This is a genomic window from Achromobacter spanius, from assembly GCF_029637605.1.
GTDB classification, from domain to species: domain Bacteria; phylum Pseudomonadota; class Gammaproteobacteria; order Burkholderiales; family Burkholderiaceae_B; genus Achromobacter; species Achromobacter spanius_E.
Genome location: NZ_CP121261.1, coordinates 5,280,838 through 5,299,110, shown reverse-complemented (window position 1 = coordinate 5,299,110; position 18,273 = coordinate 5,280,838). Strand labels below are relative to the sequence as shown.

The following is an 18,273-nucleotide window of genomic DNA, read 5'->3' as shown; positions in this document are numbered from 1 at the left end:
ATGACGCAGTCCGCCGCCGCGCAGAAACCGCCCGCGACGCCCCGCCGCCTCGACCCGGAAGACGCACAGACCGCCCTGGCCGAAGTGCAGGAACGCCTGCGCCGCCAACAACTGGTGGCCGACCTGGTGCATCGCCAGGAAGAAGGCGACGCCAAGGCCACGCTGGTCGAAGACCTGGTTCACCGCCAGCACGAGGCCGAACTTAAGACGCTGCTGGACGGCCTGCATCCGGCCGACATCGCCTTCATCCTGGAATCGCTGCCCAAGGATGAACGCCAGGCCATCTGGAAGCTGGTCAGCCCCGAGCACGACGCCGACGTACTGCTGGAAGTTGAAGACTGGGTGCGGGAATCGCTGATTGAAGCGATGGACCGCCAGGACCTGGTTGCCGCCACCGGCAACATGGACGCCGATGAACTCGCCGACCTGGCGCCCGACCTGCCGCCCGACGTGGTGGCCGAAGTACAAAAAGGCCTGACCGAAGAAGAACGCGCGCAGTTGCTGGAAGCCATGGGCTATCCGGAAGACAGCGTGGGCGCGATCATGGACTTCGAAATGGTCCGGGTGCGCGAGGACGTCACGCTGGAAGTGGTGCTGCGCTATCTGCGCCGCCTGCACGAACTGCCCGACCACACCGACCAGATTTTCGTGGTGGACCGCCAAGACAAGCTGCAAGGCATCCTGCCGCTGTCGCGCCTTCTGGTCAGCGAACCGGAAACCGAAGTGCGCGCCGTCATGAACGCCGACTTCCTGACGCTGAACCCGCTGGATTCCGACGCCGACGCGGCAGGGGCCTTTGAACGTTACGACCTGGTCTCCGCCCCCGTGATGGACGACCAGGGGCGCCTGATCGGCCGCGTCACCATCGCCGATGTGGTGGACGTGATGCGCGAAGACTCCCAGGAACAAGCGCTGTCGCGCGCGGGTCTGCAAGAAGAAGACATCTTCGCGCCCGTCACCACCGCGCTGCGCAACCGCGCGCCGTGGCTGCTGCTCAACCTCTGTACCGCCGCCACGGCATCCTTCGTGGCATCGCGGTTCGAAGGCACGGTCAGCCACATCGTGATCCTGGCGTTCCTGATGTCGATCGTGGCGGGCATCGGCGGCAACTCCGGCAACCAGACCATGACGCTGATCATCCGCGCTCTGGCCATGGGCCGCATCACCGGCCGCAACCTGTGGCAATTGGTCAAGCGCGAATTGTTCGTGACCTTGCTCGTCGGCTTGTGCGGCAGCCTGGTGGCGGCGTTGTTCGCCTGGGTGATCTCGCGCTCAATGTCGATTGCGCTGGTGATGATGGCGGCGATGATCTGCAACATGCTGGTCGGCGCCTCGGTGGGCGTACTGGTGCCGATGGTGCGTGCGCGCTTCGGCAAGGATCCCGCCATGGGGTCGTCGGTGTTGCTGACGTTCGCCACCGACTCGCTGGGATTCTTCATCTTCCTGGGCTTGGCCACCATCTTCCTGCTGTAGTACTGCCACCACAGAAAATTCTTGATTTTGTGGTCGCCTGGCCGCCTCTTTCCTGGGGCCGGGGCCACGAACGCCGTTTGATGACAGCGTTCTGACAGGGATCGGGCGATGACAACATGTACAGTCACCAACTTGTCATCTTCATCCTTCTGTACCCGTAATGACCGCCCAATTTCGAGCAGCCATGCTTTGCCTGCTGCTCTCGACTTTCACCGCTGCCGCGCAAGCCTGTGAAAGCATGCCCTCGTGGGCACAGTCCGCTTGCAATCGCCTTGACCAGATCTGGACCGAAGGCGGCAACGACCTCTACGTTTCCGGCTACGCCTGGCACAACCGCGCCATGTACAGCAAAGAAAAAATCGACAGCTTCAACGAGTTGGCCTGGGGCGGTGGCTATGGCCGCAGCCTCTACGACGAAGACGGCGACTGGCAGGGCCTGTACGCCATGGCGTTCCTGGATTCGCACAGCAAGGTCGAACCCATTGCCGGCTATGGCTTCCTGAAAATAGGGCGAGTCAGCGAGAACTTTCGCCTGGGCGCGGGCTACACGGTGTTCCTGACCGCGCGGCACGACATCATGAGCTACGTGCCGTTTCCCGGCATCCTGCCGCTGGTGGGCGCCGGCTACAAAGACGCCATGTTCTACGCGACCTATATACCCGGCTCAAGCGGCGCGGGCAACGTCCTGTATATGTTCGGACGCTGGCACTTCTAAACCTAAGGCGCAAGGCCAGAACTCAGAAAGCCTGGCCCAGTCTGCGAACCAGATCACCCAGGCGCCAGTCGTCAATACCGTGCGCGCGCAAGGCGCGCTCGGTCTCCACCACGTAGTCCAGACAAGGCCCCGACTGGCCGACGGCATTGCGCACGGACGCGATCAAGCGGTCGTCACTCAGGTCGGCAGCGTACTCATCGCAGGCGCGATTCAGCAGGAAGACCAGGCCACGCACCGGGGCGGCCTCGGTATGGCAAGCGAGCCAACGGGGGGTGTAGGCGCCGGTCACCATCTCCCGGCGCCACAGCGCCTGGAACACATCAGGCACGTCAGCCGCCGCGATCTGGTAGGCCACGCCCCGGCAGCAACCGCCCCGGTTCAAGCCGAACACCAGGCCGGGATTGTCGGGGGAGCCACGATGATCGTGCGACCACAGACACAACGACCGGTGATAGCCGCGCACCGTCGCCAGGCGGCGCTCGCGCCACGCAAAGCCGGGGTGCCAGATCAGGGAACCGTAGGCGAACACCCATAAGTTGTCGACGCCGTTCCAGTCGGCCAGCAGGTCGTCCACCGATCGCGCTTGCCGCGCTTTTGCCAAACCGGCACAGCCGGCGGGTACTGCGAACGACATAGGGTCCTCTGATATCCCGATTCATGCCCCGATGGGAACGAGAGATATCCTACGCCGCACACTGCGCAAAAGCATTGCGAGATAGGCCTTGCGCAACACGCCGAAAGAAATTTGCATCCGCCGGAGTGGCCGGCCGCGAAAAAATTTTGCTCAACAGCCAATACCGCGACAACACCCCGCCGCTACACCGCGTCCAGCGGCAATTCAGTCGTGCTTTTGATGATTTCCATCGAGAAGCTGGCGCTGACATCCAGCAGGTCCACCGCGCCGATCAGCCGGCGGTAGAAGCGGTCATACGCCGCCATGTCCTCGACCACCACCTTGAGCAGGTAATCGATATCGCCGGCCATGCGGTGAAACTCCACCACATTTGGCAAGGCCATGACGGCATTGATCAGGCTTTGCGTCCATTTCTCGTTGTGCTGGCTGGTCTTGATGGACACGAATACCGTCAGGTTCAGGCCCAGCGCACGCGGGTCCAGCAAGATGGCGTTGCGCGCGATAACGCCGTCATCCTTCAGCTTCTGAATGCGGCGCCAGCATGGCGTCACCGACAGATTCACCTGTTCGGCAATTTCAGCGACCGAACAGGTAGCGTCTTTCTGCAGCAACGCCAGGATCTTGATGTCGGTCTGGTCCATGAGTTTTTCTCGAACGCGATGGGAGCCAATCTTGCCCGTTAGTCCGGCGCGCGTCCAGCCAGAAGCCGCCGCCGTGCGTGGCTGGTTTCAGTACGTGCCGGGGTAGCCGCCCCCATCGATCAAGAGGCTTTGCGCGGTCATGTAGCCGGCTTGCGCCGAACAAAGATAGGCGCACAACGCACCCACTTCTTCCGGCTGGCCAAAGCGCCCGGCCGGGTTGGCGCGTCCGCGCTCTTCCCACAGCTGGTCGAAGGTCTTGTCCGACGATTGCGCCAGCATGCCCTGTACGTGCCGGACCTGCGCGTCGGTGGCAAAGGCCCCCGGCAACAGGTTGTTGATGGTGACGTTGTGCCGCACCGTCTGCCGCGCCAGGCCTCCCACGAAGCCGATGAGTCCCGAACGCGCCCCATTGGACAGGCCCAGTTCCGCATGCGGCGCCTTCACGCTGCGCGACACGATGTTCACGATGCGGCCGAAGCGCCGCTCGACCATGCCATCGACCACGCGCCGGATCATGTCGATGGGCCCCAGCATCATCGCGTCCAACGACGCGATCCAGTCCTCGCGCGTCCAATCCCGGAAATCGCCGGGCAGCGGGCCGTCGGCGTTGTTGATCAGGATGTCGGGTTGCGGGCACGCGGCCATGGCCGCATCGCGACCGTGCTCCTGGGTCAGGTCGGCCGACACCCAGCCCACGCCGATGCCGGCTTCCTTGGAAATCTCGGCCGCGGCTTGCGCAAGCGTCTCGGGATTGCGCGCGGCGATGGTCACCGCCACACCCTCGCGCGCCAACTGCAGCGCACACGCGCGGCCCATGCCACGGCTGCCGCCGAACACCAAGGCCGTCTTGCCACTGATCCCCAAATCCATGCCTGATTCCCCTTTTACGTGTTGCAGACCACGCGGCAACGCCGCGCCGAAGCGGATCAGTATAGGACCGGCTGCCAACACCTTGGACCAAAAAAAAGAGGCCCCGAAGGGCCTCTTGCGTTGACTGGGTGGTCAATGTGCCGTCAAGCGCGTATCAACCCATCCACTGGCTGACCGGGGCCGCCGTGTCCTGCAGCGGCTGCGCCACCACGTCGATGAGTGCCGGGCCGTCGTGTTCCATGGCGGCCTTGATGGCGTCGTCCAGCTTGGACGGATCTTCCACGCGCCACGCCTTCACGCCATAGGCTTCGGCAATGCGGGCGTGGTCGGTGCGGTTGAAGTCCACGCTGTAGTAGCGCTGATCGTAGCCCGCCTTCTGGCTGGCCTTGATCCAGCCGTAGACCGAATTCGAAAACACGATCATCAGCAGCGGCGCCTTGTGGCGCACGATGGTTTCCAGTTCGCCCACGGTAAAGCCGAAGCTGCCGTCGCCCATCACGGATACGCACTTGGACTGCGGCCGCCCAACCCAGGCGCCCAACGCGGCCGACATGGAAAAGCCCAGCGCACCGTGTGCGCGGTTGGTGATGAAGTGGCGGCCGGGGCGCGACACATCGTAATAGGCCGAGAAGTACGGGCAAGGCGTGCCCGGGTCCGCGCACACCACCGCATCGTCGGGCAGCAAGCGGTTCAGCGATTGCACCACGCGCTCGGGGCGGATCGGCGTTTCAAGGCTGTTGGCCAGCGGCTCCAGTTGCGCCAGGCGCGCGGCCTTGGCGCGGCCGGCCAGCACTGCGCCGTCCACTGCGTCCGAATTGCGGTGCGCCAGGCGCGCCTGCACTTCGGCGCCCAAGGCTTCCAGCGCCAGCTTCGCGTCACCCACCAGGCCGACGTCGGTCAGGTAGTTGGCGCCGATCACCATGGGGTCGATATCGATGTGCAGGATGGGCACGTCGCGGTTCGGGAAGCGCCAATGTTCCGTGGACGTCGAGCCGGCGCGGCAACCCACGAACAGCACCACGTCGGCCGCCGCCACCACGTCGCGGGTGGCCATCACGCCACCGTTGGAGCCCACCACGCCCGCATTCAGCGGATGCGTGTCGGCCAGGCTGCCTTGTCCGCTGACGGTCACGCACACCGCCGCCTTCAAGCTTTCCGCCAGTTCCTGCAAGGCGCCGCTGGCGCCGGCGATGACCACGCCACCGCCGCAGATGATCACGGGCGCACGCGCGCCGATCAAACGCTGCGCGGCACGCGCCACGTCGGCGGGATCCGGGGCAAAACGCATGGCCGGGAAGCGGCCGTGTTCGGGCTGCGCCCAGATATCGGACGCATCCACCTGCTGCTTCATCACGTCATACGGAAAGCACAGGTGCGCCGCGCCCGGCTTGCCGGTGGTCATGGCGCGGAACGCCGCGCGCACCATGCCGGGAATCTGGTCCGCGCGGTCAATCGTGCGGTTCCACTTGGTCAGCGGACGGTACAGCGCTTCCTGATCCAGCTCGGTCAGCGGATATTTCCCGCGCGAACCCACCGCCACGTCCGACGTGATGCCCAGCACGGGAATCGAGGACTCATTGGCTTCGACCAGGCCGGGCAACAGATAGGTGGCGCCTCCACCGCTGGGGCCTTCGCATACGCCGACCTTGCCGGTCACACGGGCGTAGGCGTCCGCCATATAGCCCGCGCTGCGCTCGTCGCGCGTCAGGATGTGCTGCATGCCGTGATCCAGGCGGTACAGTGCATCGTAAAACGGCAGGCTGGTGTCGCCGCACAGGCCAAAAATATGTTTGACGCCGTTGTGCTGCAGCATCCGCACCATGGCTTCGGCGCCGTTCAAGTTTTCCATGTCATCTCCACAAGGTTCGCGGACAGGGCCGGACGGGCGCGCCGTCCGGCCAACCGTCGCTCAGTTATCCAGATTGATGTTGTTCTTCTTGATGAAGGCGCTCCACCGGTCATATTCCGATTTCACATAGGCATCCAGCGCCGGGCCGTCCGAGGCCACGATTTCGAAGCCCGCTTCCGTCACCTTCTTCTTGATCTCGGGGTCGGCCAACACCGCCTTGAAGTCGGCCGTCAGTTTTTTCACGGTTGCCTCGGGCGTGCCCTTCGGTGCGAACATGCCGCTCCACGAATAGGCGACAAAGCCGGGGAAGCCCGACTCTTCCACCGTGGGCACGTTGGGCAATTCCGGCAGGCGCTTTTCGCCCGCCACCGCCAGCGGCTTGATCTTGCCGGCCTGGATCTGCCCACGCAGTGCCGCGAAACTCAGCCACGTCATATTCGCTTGCCCGCCCAACACCGCCTGAATGGCCGGCCCGCCGCCGCCATACGGCACGTGCAGCAGCTCGACTTTCGACAGGCGCTTGAGTTCTTCGGGCGCCAGATGGTTCAGCGAACCCACCCCGGTCGAGGCGTAGTTGAATTTGTTGGGCGATTCCTTCGCGGCGATCGCCAGGAACGCTTTCAGGTTATCCCCAGGCACATTGGGGTTGGCGCCAATGACCAGCGGAAACCGCACGGTCTGAGAAATGGCGACAAAATCCTTGAAGGTGTCGTAGGGCAGCTTGGGCTTCACGGCGGGGTTGATGCCGTGGTTGTCAAAGCTGACCAGGAGCGTGCTGCCATCCGGCTCGGCGCGCGCCACGAAAGCGGTGGCGATCTGGCTGGCGGCGCCGGGGCGGTTTTCCACGATCACGGTGCGCCCACCCATTTGCTGCGACAGGCGCGGCTGCAGAATACGCGCCAGGATGTCGGTGCTGCCGCCCGGCGGGTACGGCACCACCAGCACCAACGGCCGTTCCTCGGCGGCGGCGGGCGCGGCGACAAAGGCGCCCCCCGCGGCTGCCAGCGTGCATAGGCCCGCCAAAATACGCTTCATCGTGTGAGTCATTGTTTTTCCCCTGCTGTTGTGGTGTTGGCCGGCACTACCGTGGCGGGTTCGGCCTGGTCCCGCATGTAAATCGTTGAAAATCCGGTGCGAATCACGTCGGTGATCTGGTCGAGGCGACGTCCGATGTGCGCGCTGATCAGCGCGGGCAAAGCATCCAGGTCACGCCGTTCCAACGCCTGGACGATACGCAGGTGCTCGCCCTGCGTGTGGCTGCGTCGGCCCTGCTGCATGTCGATCCAGCGCACGAAATGGATACGGGCATTCACGCTTTCCAGCGCACGCACAAACTCTTCATTGCGAGACAGGCGCGCAAGATGCAGGTGAAAGGCCTCGTCCAATTCCAGCAGACGTGTGGCGTCGCTGTCTTCCGGCACATCGCGGGACCGTTCCACAAACTGGCGCAATTCGGCCAATTCTTCGTCGCTGGCGCGTTCGCAGGCGGCTCGGACGATCCCGGCCTCGAGCACCGCCCGGTATTCGTACAAGCTGTGGATCTGCTTGGCGTCCAATAGCCGGGCAATGAAGCCGCGGTTCAGGGAGCGGGTCAGGAAGCCTTCGACCATCAATTGGTTCAATACTTCACGCAGCGGCGTCCGGCTGACATTCAAGCGCCGCGCCAGATCCACTTCGTTGATGCGTTCACCCGGCTTGAAATCAAACCGCACCGCCATCGCCTTGACCGCGCCATACAGCTCGGCCTGCCCGGCAGACGTGCGGGCGGCGGGGCGAATCGCTGAAGGAGGCTGCGTCATGGCTGGTCGATTTGAGATGAGTGATCAGCGGGTATGAAGTGCATACTAAAGTGCATACACTTTGCAATGCAAGCAGGGTTTGCCCCGATCGTGATTGCCCAAAGCGATGGCTACCGCCATTGGAGCCATCATAGGATGGGTGCAGCGCGAAGGATTTCTAAAAAGGAAACCAATATCAAACGCGCGAAACCCATCAAGCGGCGATTGCGTCCTGGCAGATCCAGCCAAGAATTCAATCGCTGCTTGATGGGTTCGCGCGTTGTGATGTCAGGGTTCTAGCGGCCAGTTTCGCGCGCTACACCCATCCTACGTACCGGTGTCTAGGGCGCCGGTGTTCCGGTGTCCAGGGTGTAATGGGCGCCGTCGCGGTTTTCCAGGGTCAGCGTGGACAGCGTGGGGGCTGACGCCGAGGGATCAGTTTGCACGTGGATGCGCAGGTTGGCCAAGGGCACATCCCAGCCGCCATCGACGGCTTCAGCCGTGACGTCAGCCACCAGCGCCAGGCGCTCGGCCACGGCTCGGGCATCGGCCGCGCGGGCATCAATGCGCATCAGGCTGCGCGCGCCATTGGGATGCGCCATCAGGTCCGGAGACCAGACACACTCGGGTGTCAGGTGACGGCAGAAATACATACGGATGCCGGGCAAAGGCTGCTCGGCAAAGCGCACGGTGTGGAAGCGAGCCTGTACTTCCTGACCGTCCAGCATCGCCGGGCGCGTCAGTTCCTGTACCGGGTTTACCGCGAAGCCGGCCGCCTTCAGGCGTTCGTAGGTGGCGTCGGCGTCATACGTACGAAACACCAACGCTTCCAGCCCGAAGGGCGAATCGGCGATTTCCTTGCGGGCCGGCGGGGCGCCCGTGGGCCATCCCAGCAGTTCGACATACGTGCCTTCCAGCACGATCAGGCGATTGCACGACCCCAGGTTATGCACCGCCTTATCGCTCAGGTGAAACCCCTGGCGCTCGAAATGCGGGGCCAGCGCATCCAGCCGATCGCGCACCATCACGACGGCATGGTCGAATTCGGTACGGCCGACGGAATGCAGCATGGCGTTATCCCCTGATCAGACCAGCTTGCCGTGACACTGCTTGTACTTCTTGCCGCTGCCGCACGGGCACGGATCGTTGCGTCCGACCTTGGGCATGGCGTTGCGCACGGGCTGCGCGCCCTCTTCCGATTCCGTCTTGGCCAGCGCTTCGTCGTAATCGGAGTGGTGGTATTGCACGTTCTGCACATGCGACTGCGCGGCTTCGGCCTCGGCCTGTTCGACCTGCTCGGACGACTGCACACGCACCGTCATCAACACACGCACCACGTCGTCGCGAATGCGATCCAGCATGCCCGAGAACAATTCGAAGGCTTCGCGCTTGTATTCCTGCTTGGGATTCTTCTGCGCATAACCGCGCAAGTGGATGCCCTGGCGCAGGTAGTCCAGCGACGACAGGTGTTCGCGCCAATGCGTGTCGATCGACTGCAACATGATCGAACGTTCAAACTGCGACCACGATTCCGCCCCGACCTGGTCAACCTTGGCCTGATAGGCATCGCGAGCAGCCGCTACCACGCGCTCACGCAGGTCTTCGTCGGTCAGGGTGGTTTCCTTGTCCAACATCTCGGTCAGCGGCAGGTGCAGGTTCCAGTCCGATTCCAGCGCCCTTTGCAGCCCCGGCACGTCCCACTGCTCTTCCACCGATTCCGGCGGCACGTAGGTGTTGAACAGCTCGACCACGGCGGCGTCGCGCAGGTTGCTCACCGTGGCGCCGACGCTCGCGGCTTCCAGCACATCGTTACGCTGCGAATACAGCACCTTGCGCTGGTCGTTGGCCACGTCGTCGTATTCCAGCAATTGCTTGCGGATGTCGAAGTTGCGGCCTTCCACCTTGCGTTGCGCGGTTTCGATCGAGCGCGTCACCATGCCCGCCTCGATCGGCTCGCCCTCGGGCAGCTTCAGGCGTTCCATGATGGCGCGCACGCGGTCACCCGCGAAGATACGCATCAGCGAGTCTTCCAGCGACAGGTAGAAACGGGACGAGCCCGGGTCGCCCTGGCGGCCGGCGCGACCGCGCAACTGGTTGTCGATACGGCGCGATTCGTGGCGTTCGGTGCCGATGATGCGCAGGCCGCCCGCGGCCTTGACCTGCTCGTTCAGCGGCTTCCATTCGGCGCGGATCTTATCGATGCGCGCGGTCTTTTCAGCTTCCGACAGCGATTCGTCGGCGCGGATCAGGTCAACCTGCTTGTCCACGCTGCCGCCCAGCACGATGTCGGTACCACGACCGGCCATGTTGGTGGCGATGGTGATGTGGCCCGGCTTGCCGGCTTCTGCCACGATCTCGGCTTCGCGAGCGTGCTGTTTGGCGTTCAGCACTTCGTGCGGCAGCTTGGCCTTTTTCAACAGGCCCGACAGCAGCTCGGAGTTTTCAATGCTGGTCGTACCCACCAACACGGGCTGGCCACGCTCGTGGCAGTCGCGGATGTCTTCGAGGATCGCGTTGTACTTTTCCGGATCGGTCTTGAAGACCTGATCGTTCTGGTCCTTGCGGATCATGGGCTTGTTGGTCGGGATGATGACCGTTTCAAGCCCGTAGATTTCCTGGAACTCGTACGCTTCCGTGTCGGCCGTACCGGTCATGCCGGACAGCTTTTCGTACATGCGGAAGTAGTTCTGGAACGTGATGGATGCCAGCGTCTGGTTCTCGTGCTGGATCTTCACGCCTTCCTTGGCTTCGACGGCTTGGTGCAAGCCATCAGACCAACGGCGACCCACCATCAGGCGGCCCGTGAATTCGTCAACGATCACCACCTCGCCGTCCTGGACCACGTATTGCTGGTCACGGAAGAACAGGTTGTTGGCGCGCAAGGCCACCATCAGGTGGTGCATCAGCGCAATGTGGCGGGGGTCGTACAGCGATTCGCCTTCCGGCAGGATGCCCAGGCGGGCCAGAATGGCCTCGGCATTTTCGTGCCCGGCTTCCGACAGATGGACCTGCTGGCTCTTTTCGTCGACCCAGTAATCGCCTTCGGGTTCCGGTTCCTGCGGCTTGGGCTCGCTGGCCATGCGCGTAAGCAGGGGCGGCACCGCGTTCATGCGGATGTAGAGCTCGGTGTGATCTTCGGCCTGGCCGGAAATGATCAGCGGCGTGCGAGCTTCGTCGATCAGGATCGAGTCCACTTCGTCGACGATGGCGTAGAACAGCACGCGCTGGCGGCGGTCCTCAACACGGTATTCCATGTTGTCGCGCAGGTAGTCGAAACCGAATTCGTTATTGGTGCCGTATGTGATGTCGGCGGCGTAGGCGGCCTTCTTCTCTTCGTTGGGCTGCTGCGGCACCACCACGCCCGTGGTCATGCCCAGGAAGTGGTACAGGCGCCCCATCCATTCCGCGTCGCGGCGGGCCAGATAGTCGTTCACCGTGACAACGTGCACGCCCTTGCCGGCGCAAGCGTTCAGGTAAACGGGCAACGTCGCCATCAGCGTCTTGCCTTCCCCCGTACGCATTTCGGCGATCTTTCCGCCGTGTAGCGCAATGCCGCCCAACAGCTGAGAGTCGAAGTGGCGCATCCCGAACACACGCTTGCCCGCTTCGCGCACAACGGCGAAGGCTTCCGGCAGCATGTCGTCCAGTGACGTGCCTTGGGCGTATCGGGATCGGAATTCGTCAGTCTTGGCCGCCAGCTCCGCATCGGAAAGCGCGGAAATCTTGGGCTCCAGCCCATTGATCTGGGTTACCAGCTTGCGATACTGCTTAAGCAGCCGGTCGTTGCGGCTACCTATGAGTTTTTTGAGCAGAGAAACCATGCGTATGTCGGCCGCACGAGCCACGCCGCACCTGCAAAAGGCAAGGGCAACGCCTCCCGTGACTTTGATTTATTGGTTGAGCGGGGGTCCGCTGGGAAACGAACCAGTTTAACGCACCTGGCGCGTAATAGCCTGGACCTATTGCCAGAGCACTTATGTTGTGCGGTTTGACCGGTCAGCGCACCACAGGTTCAGTCCCCGCGGCTTGCGCCACGGCAGGCGGCGCATTCTGTGGCGTTCCCAGGAACAATCTTGGGTCTAGCGGTTGCCCGGCAAGACGGACTTCAAAGTGCAGATGCGGCCCGGTGGAACGGCCCGAACTGCCCACGCGGGCCACTTGCTGGCCGCGCTCTACGAGCTGGCCCTGCTTCACCATCAGGGACGAAGCGTGGGCGTAGCGGGTGATCAAGCCATCGCCATGGTCGATCTCAACCATGTTGCCAAAGCCCGGCAGGTACTTGGCTTCGAGCACGACGCCACCGGAGGCGGCAAGAATCGGCGTGCCGGACGGGGCTGCGAAATCCAGCCCTTCATGCATGGCAGTGCGCCCCGTCACCGGGTTGCGGCGCCAGCCGTAAGACGAACTCAGATAGGGATAATCGGTAATCGGCATGGCGGTCGGCATGCGCGCCTGGTCCGCTGACCGCTTGGTCAGAGCCGCATCCAGCAGCTTCAGGTTATCGGACTGCTGCGCCAGGCGCGCCTGGATTTCGTCCAGTTGGCGCCCCAAGGCCTCAGCCGAGGCCGCGCTGGGCGGCGGGTGGTCGGTGAACAGGTCGTCCATGACGTGGGTGGCTTCAGGTTGCGTCAGCGCCTCTGGCTGCGCCGCGGCCAGTTGCTTGGCCAGTTCGGGGTCGGTGTACGCCACGCCCGCCACCTTGGCCACGCGCTGACCCAGGCCATCAATGCTGACCAGCTTGGCCTGCAGCGCGCCCACCTTGGCGGCCAGCAGGTTCATGTTTCCACGCAGAAAATCGGTGTCACGGCCAGGCTGCTGCGCCAACGGCCAACCCACGGCGTGTACGGCCGGCAGGATCGGAGTAAGGTATCGCTGAATGGCGGCGCCAAAGATGGCTGCCGTCATCAGTGCCGCCCCAAGCAACAACGCCAGCCGCGCACCACCCAGGGTGAAATGCCCGTCCCGCCCGTCCCGGGCGTGCATAATCACGATTTTCAAGATTGCTTCCTAATTCTATAGAGCCGGGATGAATAGACCCACTTCATACCGTCAACGTTCCGGTTCCAGCCGGCGGAAAGAAAATACCGCCCTGGGATGGCTGGGTCATGACATGCGGGGCGCCGGTGTGTTGGCGACCGCCCGCAAGCACTTGCAAATTCAGTATGCGGTGGCGGCGGTTCTGCCCGCCCCGCTAGGTGCTGTCTGCCAGGTAGGCAAGCTGGAAAACCAGTGCCTGCATCTGGTCGTGCCCAGCGCCGCCCATGCCGCCAAGATGCGTCAATTGGCGCCGCGCGTGGCGCGCGCCCTGGCCGATCAAGGCTGGAACCTTAACGAAATTGCCGTCAAGGTACAAGCGGGTTTACCGAAGCCCGGCGCCCGTCAGGCGCGCCCTCCCAAAGAGGCGCAACCCCTGGGCGACACCGCGCTGGGCGCGTTCGAGACGCTGCACGAAAAACTACGTCCTGGCCCCTTGGCCGATGCGGTGGCCAAGCTCTTGAGGCATCACAAGAGTAGCTGAGCCACCCGGCTTTGTCCGGCGCCCGGGGCGCCTGGAAACGAAGCGAAACCAAGTTCTTGTCGGACTAGGACAATGGTTTGCAACCGGATGGCAGCTTTTGCGCTAGGGATGACAGCCGGCGCCATCCATTCAGCAGGATCACGGAAAAAAATCGGGGCCAGGGGCCCCGTTATCCGCATCCGGATGGGAACCTGGCGTTATGCCAGCTTCCACTCGTGGCGGAAGGCCTGCGGCGCTTCTGCCTGCGATTCATAGGTGACCATCTCCCAGGCGTCTTGCTGAGCAAGCAGCGCGCGGGCCAATTGGTTGTTCAGGCCGTGGCCCGACTTGCACGCCACATAGCGCGCCACCAGCGGTTTGCCCAGCAAATACAGGTCGCCAATGGCGTCCAGGATCTTGTGCTTCACGAATTCGTCGTCGTAGCGCAGCCCGTCACTGTTCAGCACGCGGTATTCGTCCATGACGATGGCGTTGTCCAGGCTGCCGCCACGGGCCAGGCCCATCGAGCGCAGCGCTTCCACTTCATTCACGAACCCGAAGGTGCGCGCGCGGGCAATTTCGCGCACATACGAGTGTGTCGCGAAATCGATCTCGGCGAAATTGGCGGTGGAATCAATGGCGGGGTGGCGGAAGTCAATCGAGAAGGCCAGCGCGTAGCCTTCATGCGGCTCCAGCCGGGCCCATTTCTCGTTGCGGCCTTCGCCTTCGCGCACTTCCACGGTTTTCTTGACGCGGATGAATTGCTTGGGCGCGTTCTGCTCAACAATGCCCGCCGAGCGCAACAGATAAACAAAGGTTGCCGCACTGCCGTCCATGATGGGGACCTCTTCGGCAGTGAGGTCGATATGCAGGTTGTCGATACCCAGGCCGGCCAATGCCGACATCAGGTGCTCTACCGTGGAAACGCGAACGTTGCCCTGTTGCAGGACAGACGCCATGCGCGTATCGCCCACGCCAGTGGCCTGAGCAGGCAGGTCCACGACTTCAGGCAGGTCCACGCGGTGGAAAACAATACCCGTATTGGGCTGTGCCGGACGCAGAGTGAGTTCTACCCGCCGTCCGGAGTGGACGCCGACGCCTGTCGTGCGGACTAGATTCTGAATGCTGCGCTGTCGGAACATGGTGCTTGGGTATTAGAGCCAGGAAGCCGGCACGAAGAGTACAGATTGCCGGCGTAACTGACGTATTGTAACGCTGTCCGATCCTTGGCGCCATCAAGCGACCCGGACCGACCGATACTTCCGTCCCTTAAAAGAACCGTGCAAGGGAAACACGGACCGCTCCGCCTCCGGCTCGCCCGCGGGGACAAGCGAGCCGGAGATGAGGGAGTGCGATTAGAGCCTGTGATCGGCTCCTTCGTTCAATCTGCCTGCTTGCGCAAGAACGCCGGGATGTCGAAATGATCCATTCCCGAGCTTTCCAGAGCACGCACTTGAGCCGACGCCTGGCTGCGCGGATTGCGCATGACCGACGGCATGTCCAGATTGCGGTAATCGCCGCCTTGACCGGCCGGCATCGTGCCCATGGGCATGTTGTCGGTACCGGTGCGCAGCACCTCAGCGGTGTTTTGCACCAATTGCGGACGCGACTGCGCACGGCCCAGGCCGGTTGCAACCACGGTCACGCGCAGGTTTTCACCCATGGATTCGTCGTAGGCGGTACCGAAGATCACGGTCGCGTCGTCCGAAGCGTAGCTGCGGATCGTTTCCATGATTTCGCGCGTTTCGCGCATCTTCAGCGTGCGGCTGGCGGTGATGTTGACCAGCACGCCACGCGCGCCGTTCAAGTCCACGCCTTCCAGCAGAGGGCATGCAATGGCGTGCTCGGCGGCGACACGCGCGCGGTCTGCGCCCGATGCCGATGCCGTGCCCATCATGGCCTGGCCCTGCTCGCCCATGATCGTCTTGACGTCTTCGAAGTCGACGTTGACGTTACCTTCGACGTTGATGATTTCGGCGATGCCCGCGCAAGCGTTGTGCAGGATATCGTCGGCCGAACGGAAGCAGTCTTCCTGCGTCGCGTCCTCGTCCATCAGGTCATAGAGGTTCTCGTTGAGCACCACGATGAGCGAATGCACGTGCTTGGCCAGTTCGGCAATGCCGTCCTCGGCCATTTTCAGGCGCTTGTTGCCTTCAAACGTGAAAGGCTTGGTGACCACGCCAACGGTCAGGATGCCCAGTTCCTTCGCCACTTCGGCCACGACCGGACCCGCGCCGGTGCCGGTGCCACCGCCCATGCCGGCGGTGATGAAGACCATGTGAGCGCCATTCAGCGCAGCACGGATCTCCTCGCGCGCGGTTTCAGCCGACGCACGTCCTTGCTCGGGCTTGGCGCCCGCCCCCAGGCCGGTACGGCCCAGACGAATTTGCACTGGGGCATTGGTTGCCGCCAGCGCTTGCGCATCGGTGTTGGCGCAGATGAAATCCACGCCGTGCACGCCGCTGCGAATCATGTGCGCGACGGCATTGCCGCCCGCACCGCCCACACCAACGACCTTGATTACGGTCCCTTTGGTGTTGTTCTCAAGCATCTCAAAGTTCATCATGATGACTCCCTCACAAGTCCGATTTTGCAAATCACAAAAATTCCCCAACAACCTATATTTTGTGAATCGCCTCAAAGCCGATGCCGACTGCTATGGCCCGCCACGGGTTTGAGACGCCTCCCCGTTCTGGACCGCCCCGCAATACTGCCGCGACGCGTTCCAAGGAGCAGGCCCCAACCTGCCCCTTCCTCTTTAATTCATGAACCATTCCTTCATGCGTGCTAGCAGGCTCTTGAAATTGCCTGTCTGAGCGGCAACCTTGCGGCCGCGCACCCGCTGCATCCGAGCTTCCTGCAACAAGCCCATCACCGTCGAGAAGCGCGGGTTGCGCATCACGTCGGCCAAGCTTCCTTCGTATTCAGGCACCGCCACGCGGACCGGCTTGAGGAACACGTCCTCGGCCAGTTCGATCATGCCGGGCAACTGCGCCGAACCACCGGTCAGCACCACGCCTGACGCCAGCAGGTCTTCGTAGCCGGAGTCACGCACCACCTGCTGCACCAGCGTGAACAGTTCTTCGACACGCGGTTCGATCACGGCGCCCAGCGCCTGGCGCTTGACCTGGCGCGGACCGCGATCGCCCAGGCCAGGCACTTCCACGGATTCGTCCGGGCTGGCCAGCACCTGCTTGGCCACGCCGTAGCGCAGCTTGATCTCTTCGGCGTCCGGCGTCGGCGTGCGCAGCATGGCCGCGATGTCGTTGGTGATCTGGTCGCCGGCAATCGGCAGCACCGCCGTGTGGCGGATCGCGCCGCCCGTGAAGATGGCAACGTCGGTGGTGCCGCCGCCGATATCCACCAGCACCACGCCCAGTTCTTTTTCATCGGCCGTCAGCACGGCCAGGCTGGAGGCCAGCGGTTGCAGGATCAGGTCCTGCACTTCCAGGCCGCAGCGGCGCACGCACTTGACGATGTTCTGCGCGGCGCTGACCGCGCCCGTCACGATGTGCACGCGCACTTCCAGGCGCAGGCCGCTCATGCCGATAGGCTCGCGGATGTCTTCCTGGCCGTCGACGATGAACTCCTGCGTCAGCACATGCAGCACTTGCTGGTCAGTCGGGATGTTCACCGCCTTGGCGGTCTCGATGACGCGGGCAACGTCGGTGGCGGTGACTTCTTTGTCCTTCACAGCGACCATGCCGCTGGAATTGAAGCTGCGGATATGGCTGCCAGCAATGCCGGTGTAGACGTCGCGAATCTTGCAATCTGCCATCAGCTCGGCTTCTTCAAGCGCGCGCTGAATGGAATTCACAGTGGTCTCGATATTGACGACCACGCCCTTGCGCATGCCGCGCGATTCGTGCTGGCCCAGGCCTAGCACTTCGAATCGCCCTTCGGGCAAAATTTCAGCCACCACAGCCACCACCTTGCTGGTGCCGATATCGAGGGCGACGATAAGGTCCTTGATGTCACGGGTCATGGCGTTAGCGTTTCTTGGGAGGTTTCGGTGTGGATTTGGATTTGGTTTCCGACGCGGCCAACGGAGCCAGCGCCAGGGCGAAACCATTCGGATAGCGCAGGTCGGCCTGCGTGATGGTGCGCCCTTCCAGGCGCCCCGACACGACGGGCCACGCCTGCACAAAGCGTTGAATGCGTGCCGCGAACGGCAAAGCGCCGGGCAGGCCGTGCGGGTCCGGTGCATCGGCGCCCGGATCGCGGCCCAGGTCCAGCAGCATGCCGTTGGACAACACCACCCGCCAGGCATAGCGCGGGCTCAGTTCCAACTGTTTGACATGCATGTCCAGCGGCGCGAACCAGCGCGCCAGCTCGGCGTAGCGCTGAACCACCAGCGGCTCCGTGCCTTCCGGACCGGAGAACTGCGGCAGCACGGTTTCGTCGTCCACCTCGCCCGTGTTCGCCGTGAACGCTTCGCCCCAGGTGTTGATCATCTGGTTCTCGTTCCACAACGCCAGCGGCTGCTGTTCCTCGATCCGTACGCGCAGCACGTTGGGCCAGATCCGGCGCACGGTGGCATGGCGTACCCAGGGCACCGATTCGAAAATCTCGCGTGCGTCGTCCAGGTCCACCGTGAAGAAGTTGCCCTTGAAGCGGCCCGCGATGGCCGAGCGCACGGCCTGCGGCGACACGTAGTGCAATTCGGTGTCCGGCATCGATTCCAGCTCGATGGCCGTCAACGTGAAGAACGGGCGCTGCGCTACCCAGACCACGCCCGCGATGAGCATGGCGCAAACCGCCAGCACGGCTAGCGTGTTGGCGATCAGGTTGGTAGTGCGAGCGTCGTTCCACACGG

Annotated in this window: 16 protein-coding genes; 3 read left to right on the top strand and 13 right to left on the bottom strand. The window is 63.2% G+C overall.

What is annotated here, in order from left to right; genetic code table 11:
* Both mgtE and pagP read left to right on the top strand, forming a co-directional pair.
* Positions 1-1,473: a magnesium transporter gene (mgtE, locus tag P8T11_RS23650; protein WP_268079763.1), complete on the top strand. Its 1,473-nt coding sequence runs from the start codon at positions 1-3 to the stop codon at positions 1,471-1,473.
* 160 nt (positions 1,474-1,633) lie between these two features.
* Positions 1,634-2,188 (top strand): lipid IV(A) palmitoyltransferase PagP, encoded by a 555-nt coding sequence (gene pagP, locus P8T11_RS23645; RefSeq protein WP_268079764.1) that lies wholly within the window; start codon positions 1,634-1,636, stop codon positions 2,186-2,188.
* A 22-nt stretch (positions 2,189-2,210) separates the two neighbouring features.
* Here the strand turns inward: pagP and P8T11_RS23640 are convergent, their stop codons facing one another.
* From P8T11_RS23640 to P8T11_RS23600, 9 genes are all read right to left on the bottom strand, one after another.
* The gene (locus tag P8T11_RS23640; protein ID WP_268079765.1) at positions 2,211-2,822 is read right to left on the bottom strand and encodes a gamma-glutamylcyclotransferase; all 612 of its coding nucleotides are present in this window, start codon (positions 2,820-2,822) and stop codon (positions 2,211-2,213) included.
* Between the two features lie 182 nt (positions 2,823-3,004).
* Positions 3,005-3,463, bottom strand: coding sequence for an Lrp/AsnC family transcriptional regulator (locus P8T11_RS23635; RefSeq protein ID WP_006226278.1), 459 nt, complete (start codon positions 3,461-3,463; stop codon positions 3,005-3,007).
* Between the two features lie 87 nt (positions 3,464-3,550).
* Entirely contained in the window at positions 3,551-4,333 is a 783-nt protein-coding gene (locus tag P8T11_RS23630; RefSeq protein WP_268079766.1) for an SDR family oxidoreductase, read from the bottom strand.
* A gap of 154 nt (positions 4,334-4,487) precedes the next feature.
* The gene (locus P8T11_RS23625) at positions 4,488-6,182 is read right to left on the bottom strand and encodes a thiamine pyrophosphate-binding protein (protein WP_268079767.1); all 1,695 of its coding nucleotides are present in this window, start codon (positions 6,180-6,182) and stop codon (positions 4,488-4,490) included.
* Positions 6,183-6,242: 60 nt separating this feature from the next.
* Positions 6,243-7,229 carry a tripartite tricarboxylate transporter substrate binding protein gene (locus P8T11_RS23620; RefSeq protein ID WP_418910278.1) on the bottom strand — a complete coding sequence of 329 codons (987 nt, stop codon included), beginning with the start codon at positions 7,227-7,229 and terminating at the stop codon, positions 6,243-6,245.
* On the bottom strand, positions 7,226-7,981 hold the full coding sequence (locus tag P8T11_RS23615; RefSeq protein WP_268079768.1) for a GntR family transcriptional regulator: 756 nt from the start codon (positions 7,979-7,981) through the stop codon (positions 7,226-7,228). Before P8T11_RS23615 ends, P8T11_RS23620 begins: the two co-directional genes overlap by 4 nt.
* Before the next feature lie 320 nt (positions 7,982-8,301).
* Complete coding sequence (locus P8T11_RS23610; RefSeq protein ID WP_268079769.1) at positions 8,302-9,030, bottom strand: VOC family protein; 729 nt, start codon at positions 9,028-9,030, stop codon at positions 8,302-8,304.
* 15 nt (positions 9,031-9,045) lie between these two features.
* A complete protein-coding gene (secA, locus tag P8T11_RS23605) occupies positions 9,046-11,781 on the bottom strand; it encodes a preprotein translocase subunit SecA (RefSeq protein WP_277549616.1) in 2,736 nt (911 codons plus the stop codon).
* A 175-nt stretch (positions 11,782-11,956) separates the two neighbouring features.
* Positions 11,957-12,943, bottom strand: a complete 987-nt coding sequence (locus P8T11_RS23600; protein WP_268082518.1) for a M23 family metallopeptidase — start codon at positions 12,941-12,943, stop codon at positions 11,957-11,959.
* A 127-nt stretch (positions 12,944-13,070) separates the two neighbouring features.
* Between P8T11_RS23600 and P8T11_RS23595 the strand changes: the two genes are divergently transcribed.
* On the top strand, positions 13,071-13,478 hold the full coding sequence (locus P8T11_RS23595) for a DciA family protein (RefSeq protein WP_083447561.1): 408 nt from the start codon (positions 13,071-13,073) through the stop codon (positions 13,476-13,478).
* Between the two features lie 197 nt (positions 13,479-13,675).
* On the opposite strand, the gene lpxC is transcribed toward P8T11_RS23595, so the two are convergent.
* The 4 genes from lpxC to P8T11_RS23575 form a co-directional block, all read right to left on the bottom strand.
* Positions 13,676-14,599 carry a UDP-3-O-acyl-N-acetylglucosamine deacetylase gene (gene lpxC, locus P8T11_RS23590; RefSeq protein ID WP_050449964.1) on the bottom strand — a complete coding sequence of 308 codons (924 nt, stop codon included), beginning with the start codon at positions 14,597-14,599 and terminating at the stop codon, positions 13,676-13,678.
* Between the two features lie 239 nt (positions 14,600-14,838).
* Positions 14,839-16,023: a cell division protein FtsZ gene (gene ftsZ, locus P8T11_RS23585; RefSeq protein WP_268079770.1), complete on the bottom strand. Its 1,185-nt coding sequence runs from the start codon at positions 16,021-16,023 to the stop codon at positions 14,839-14,841.
* A gap of 192 nt (positions 16,024-16,215) precedes the next feature.
* Positions 16,216-17,442 carry a cell division protein FtsA gene (gene ftsA / locus P8T11_RS23580; RefSeq protein ID WP_006217473.1) on the bottom strand — a complete coding sequence of 409 codons (1,227 nt, stop codon included), beginning with the start codon at positions 17,440-17,442 and terminating at the stop codon, positions 16,216-16,218.
* 4 nt (positions 17,443-17,446) lie between these two features.
* Positions 17,447-18,271: a cell division protein FtsQ/DivIB gene (locus P8T11_RS23575; RefSeq protein ID WP_268079771.1), complete on the bottom strand. Its 825-nt coding sequence runs from the start codon at positions 18,269-18,271 to the stop codon at positions 17,447-17,449.
* Positions 18,272-18,273 lie beyond the last annotated feature (2 nt).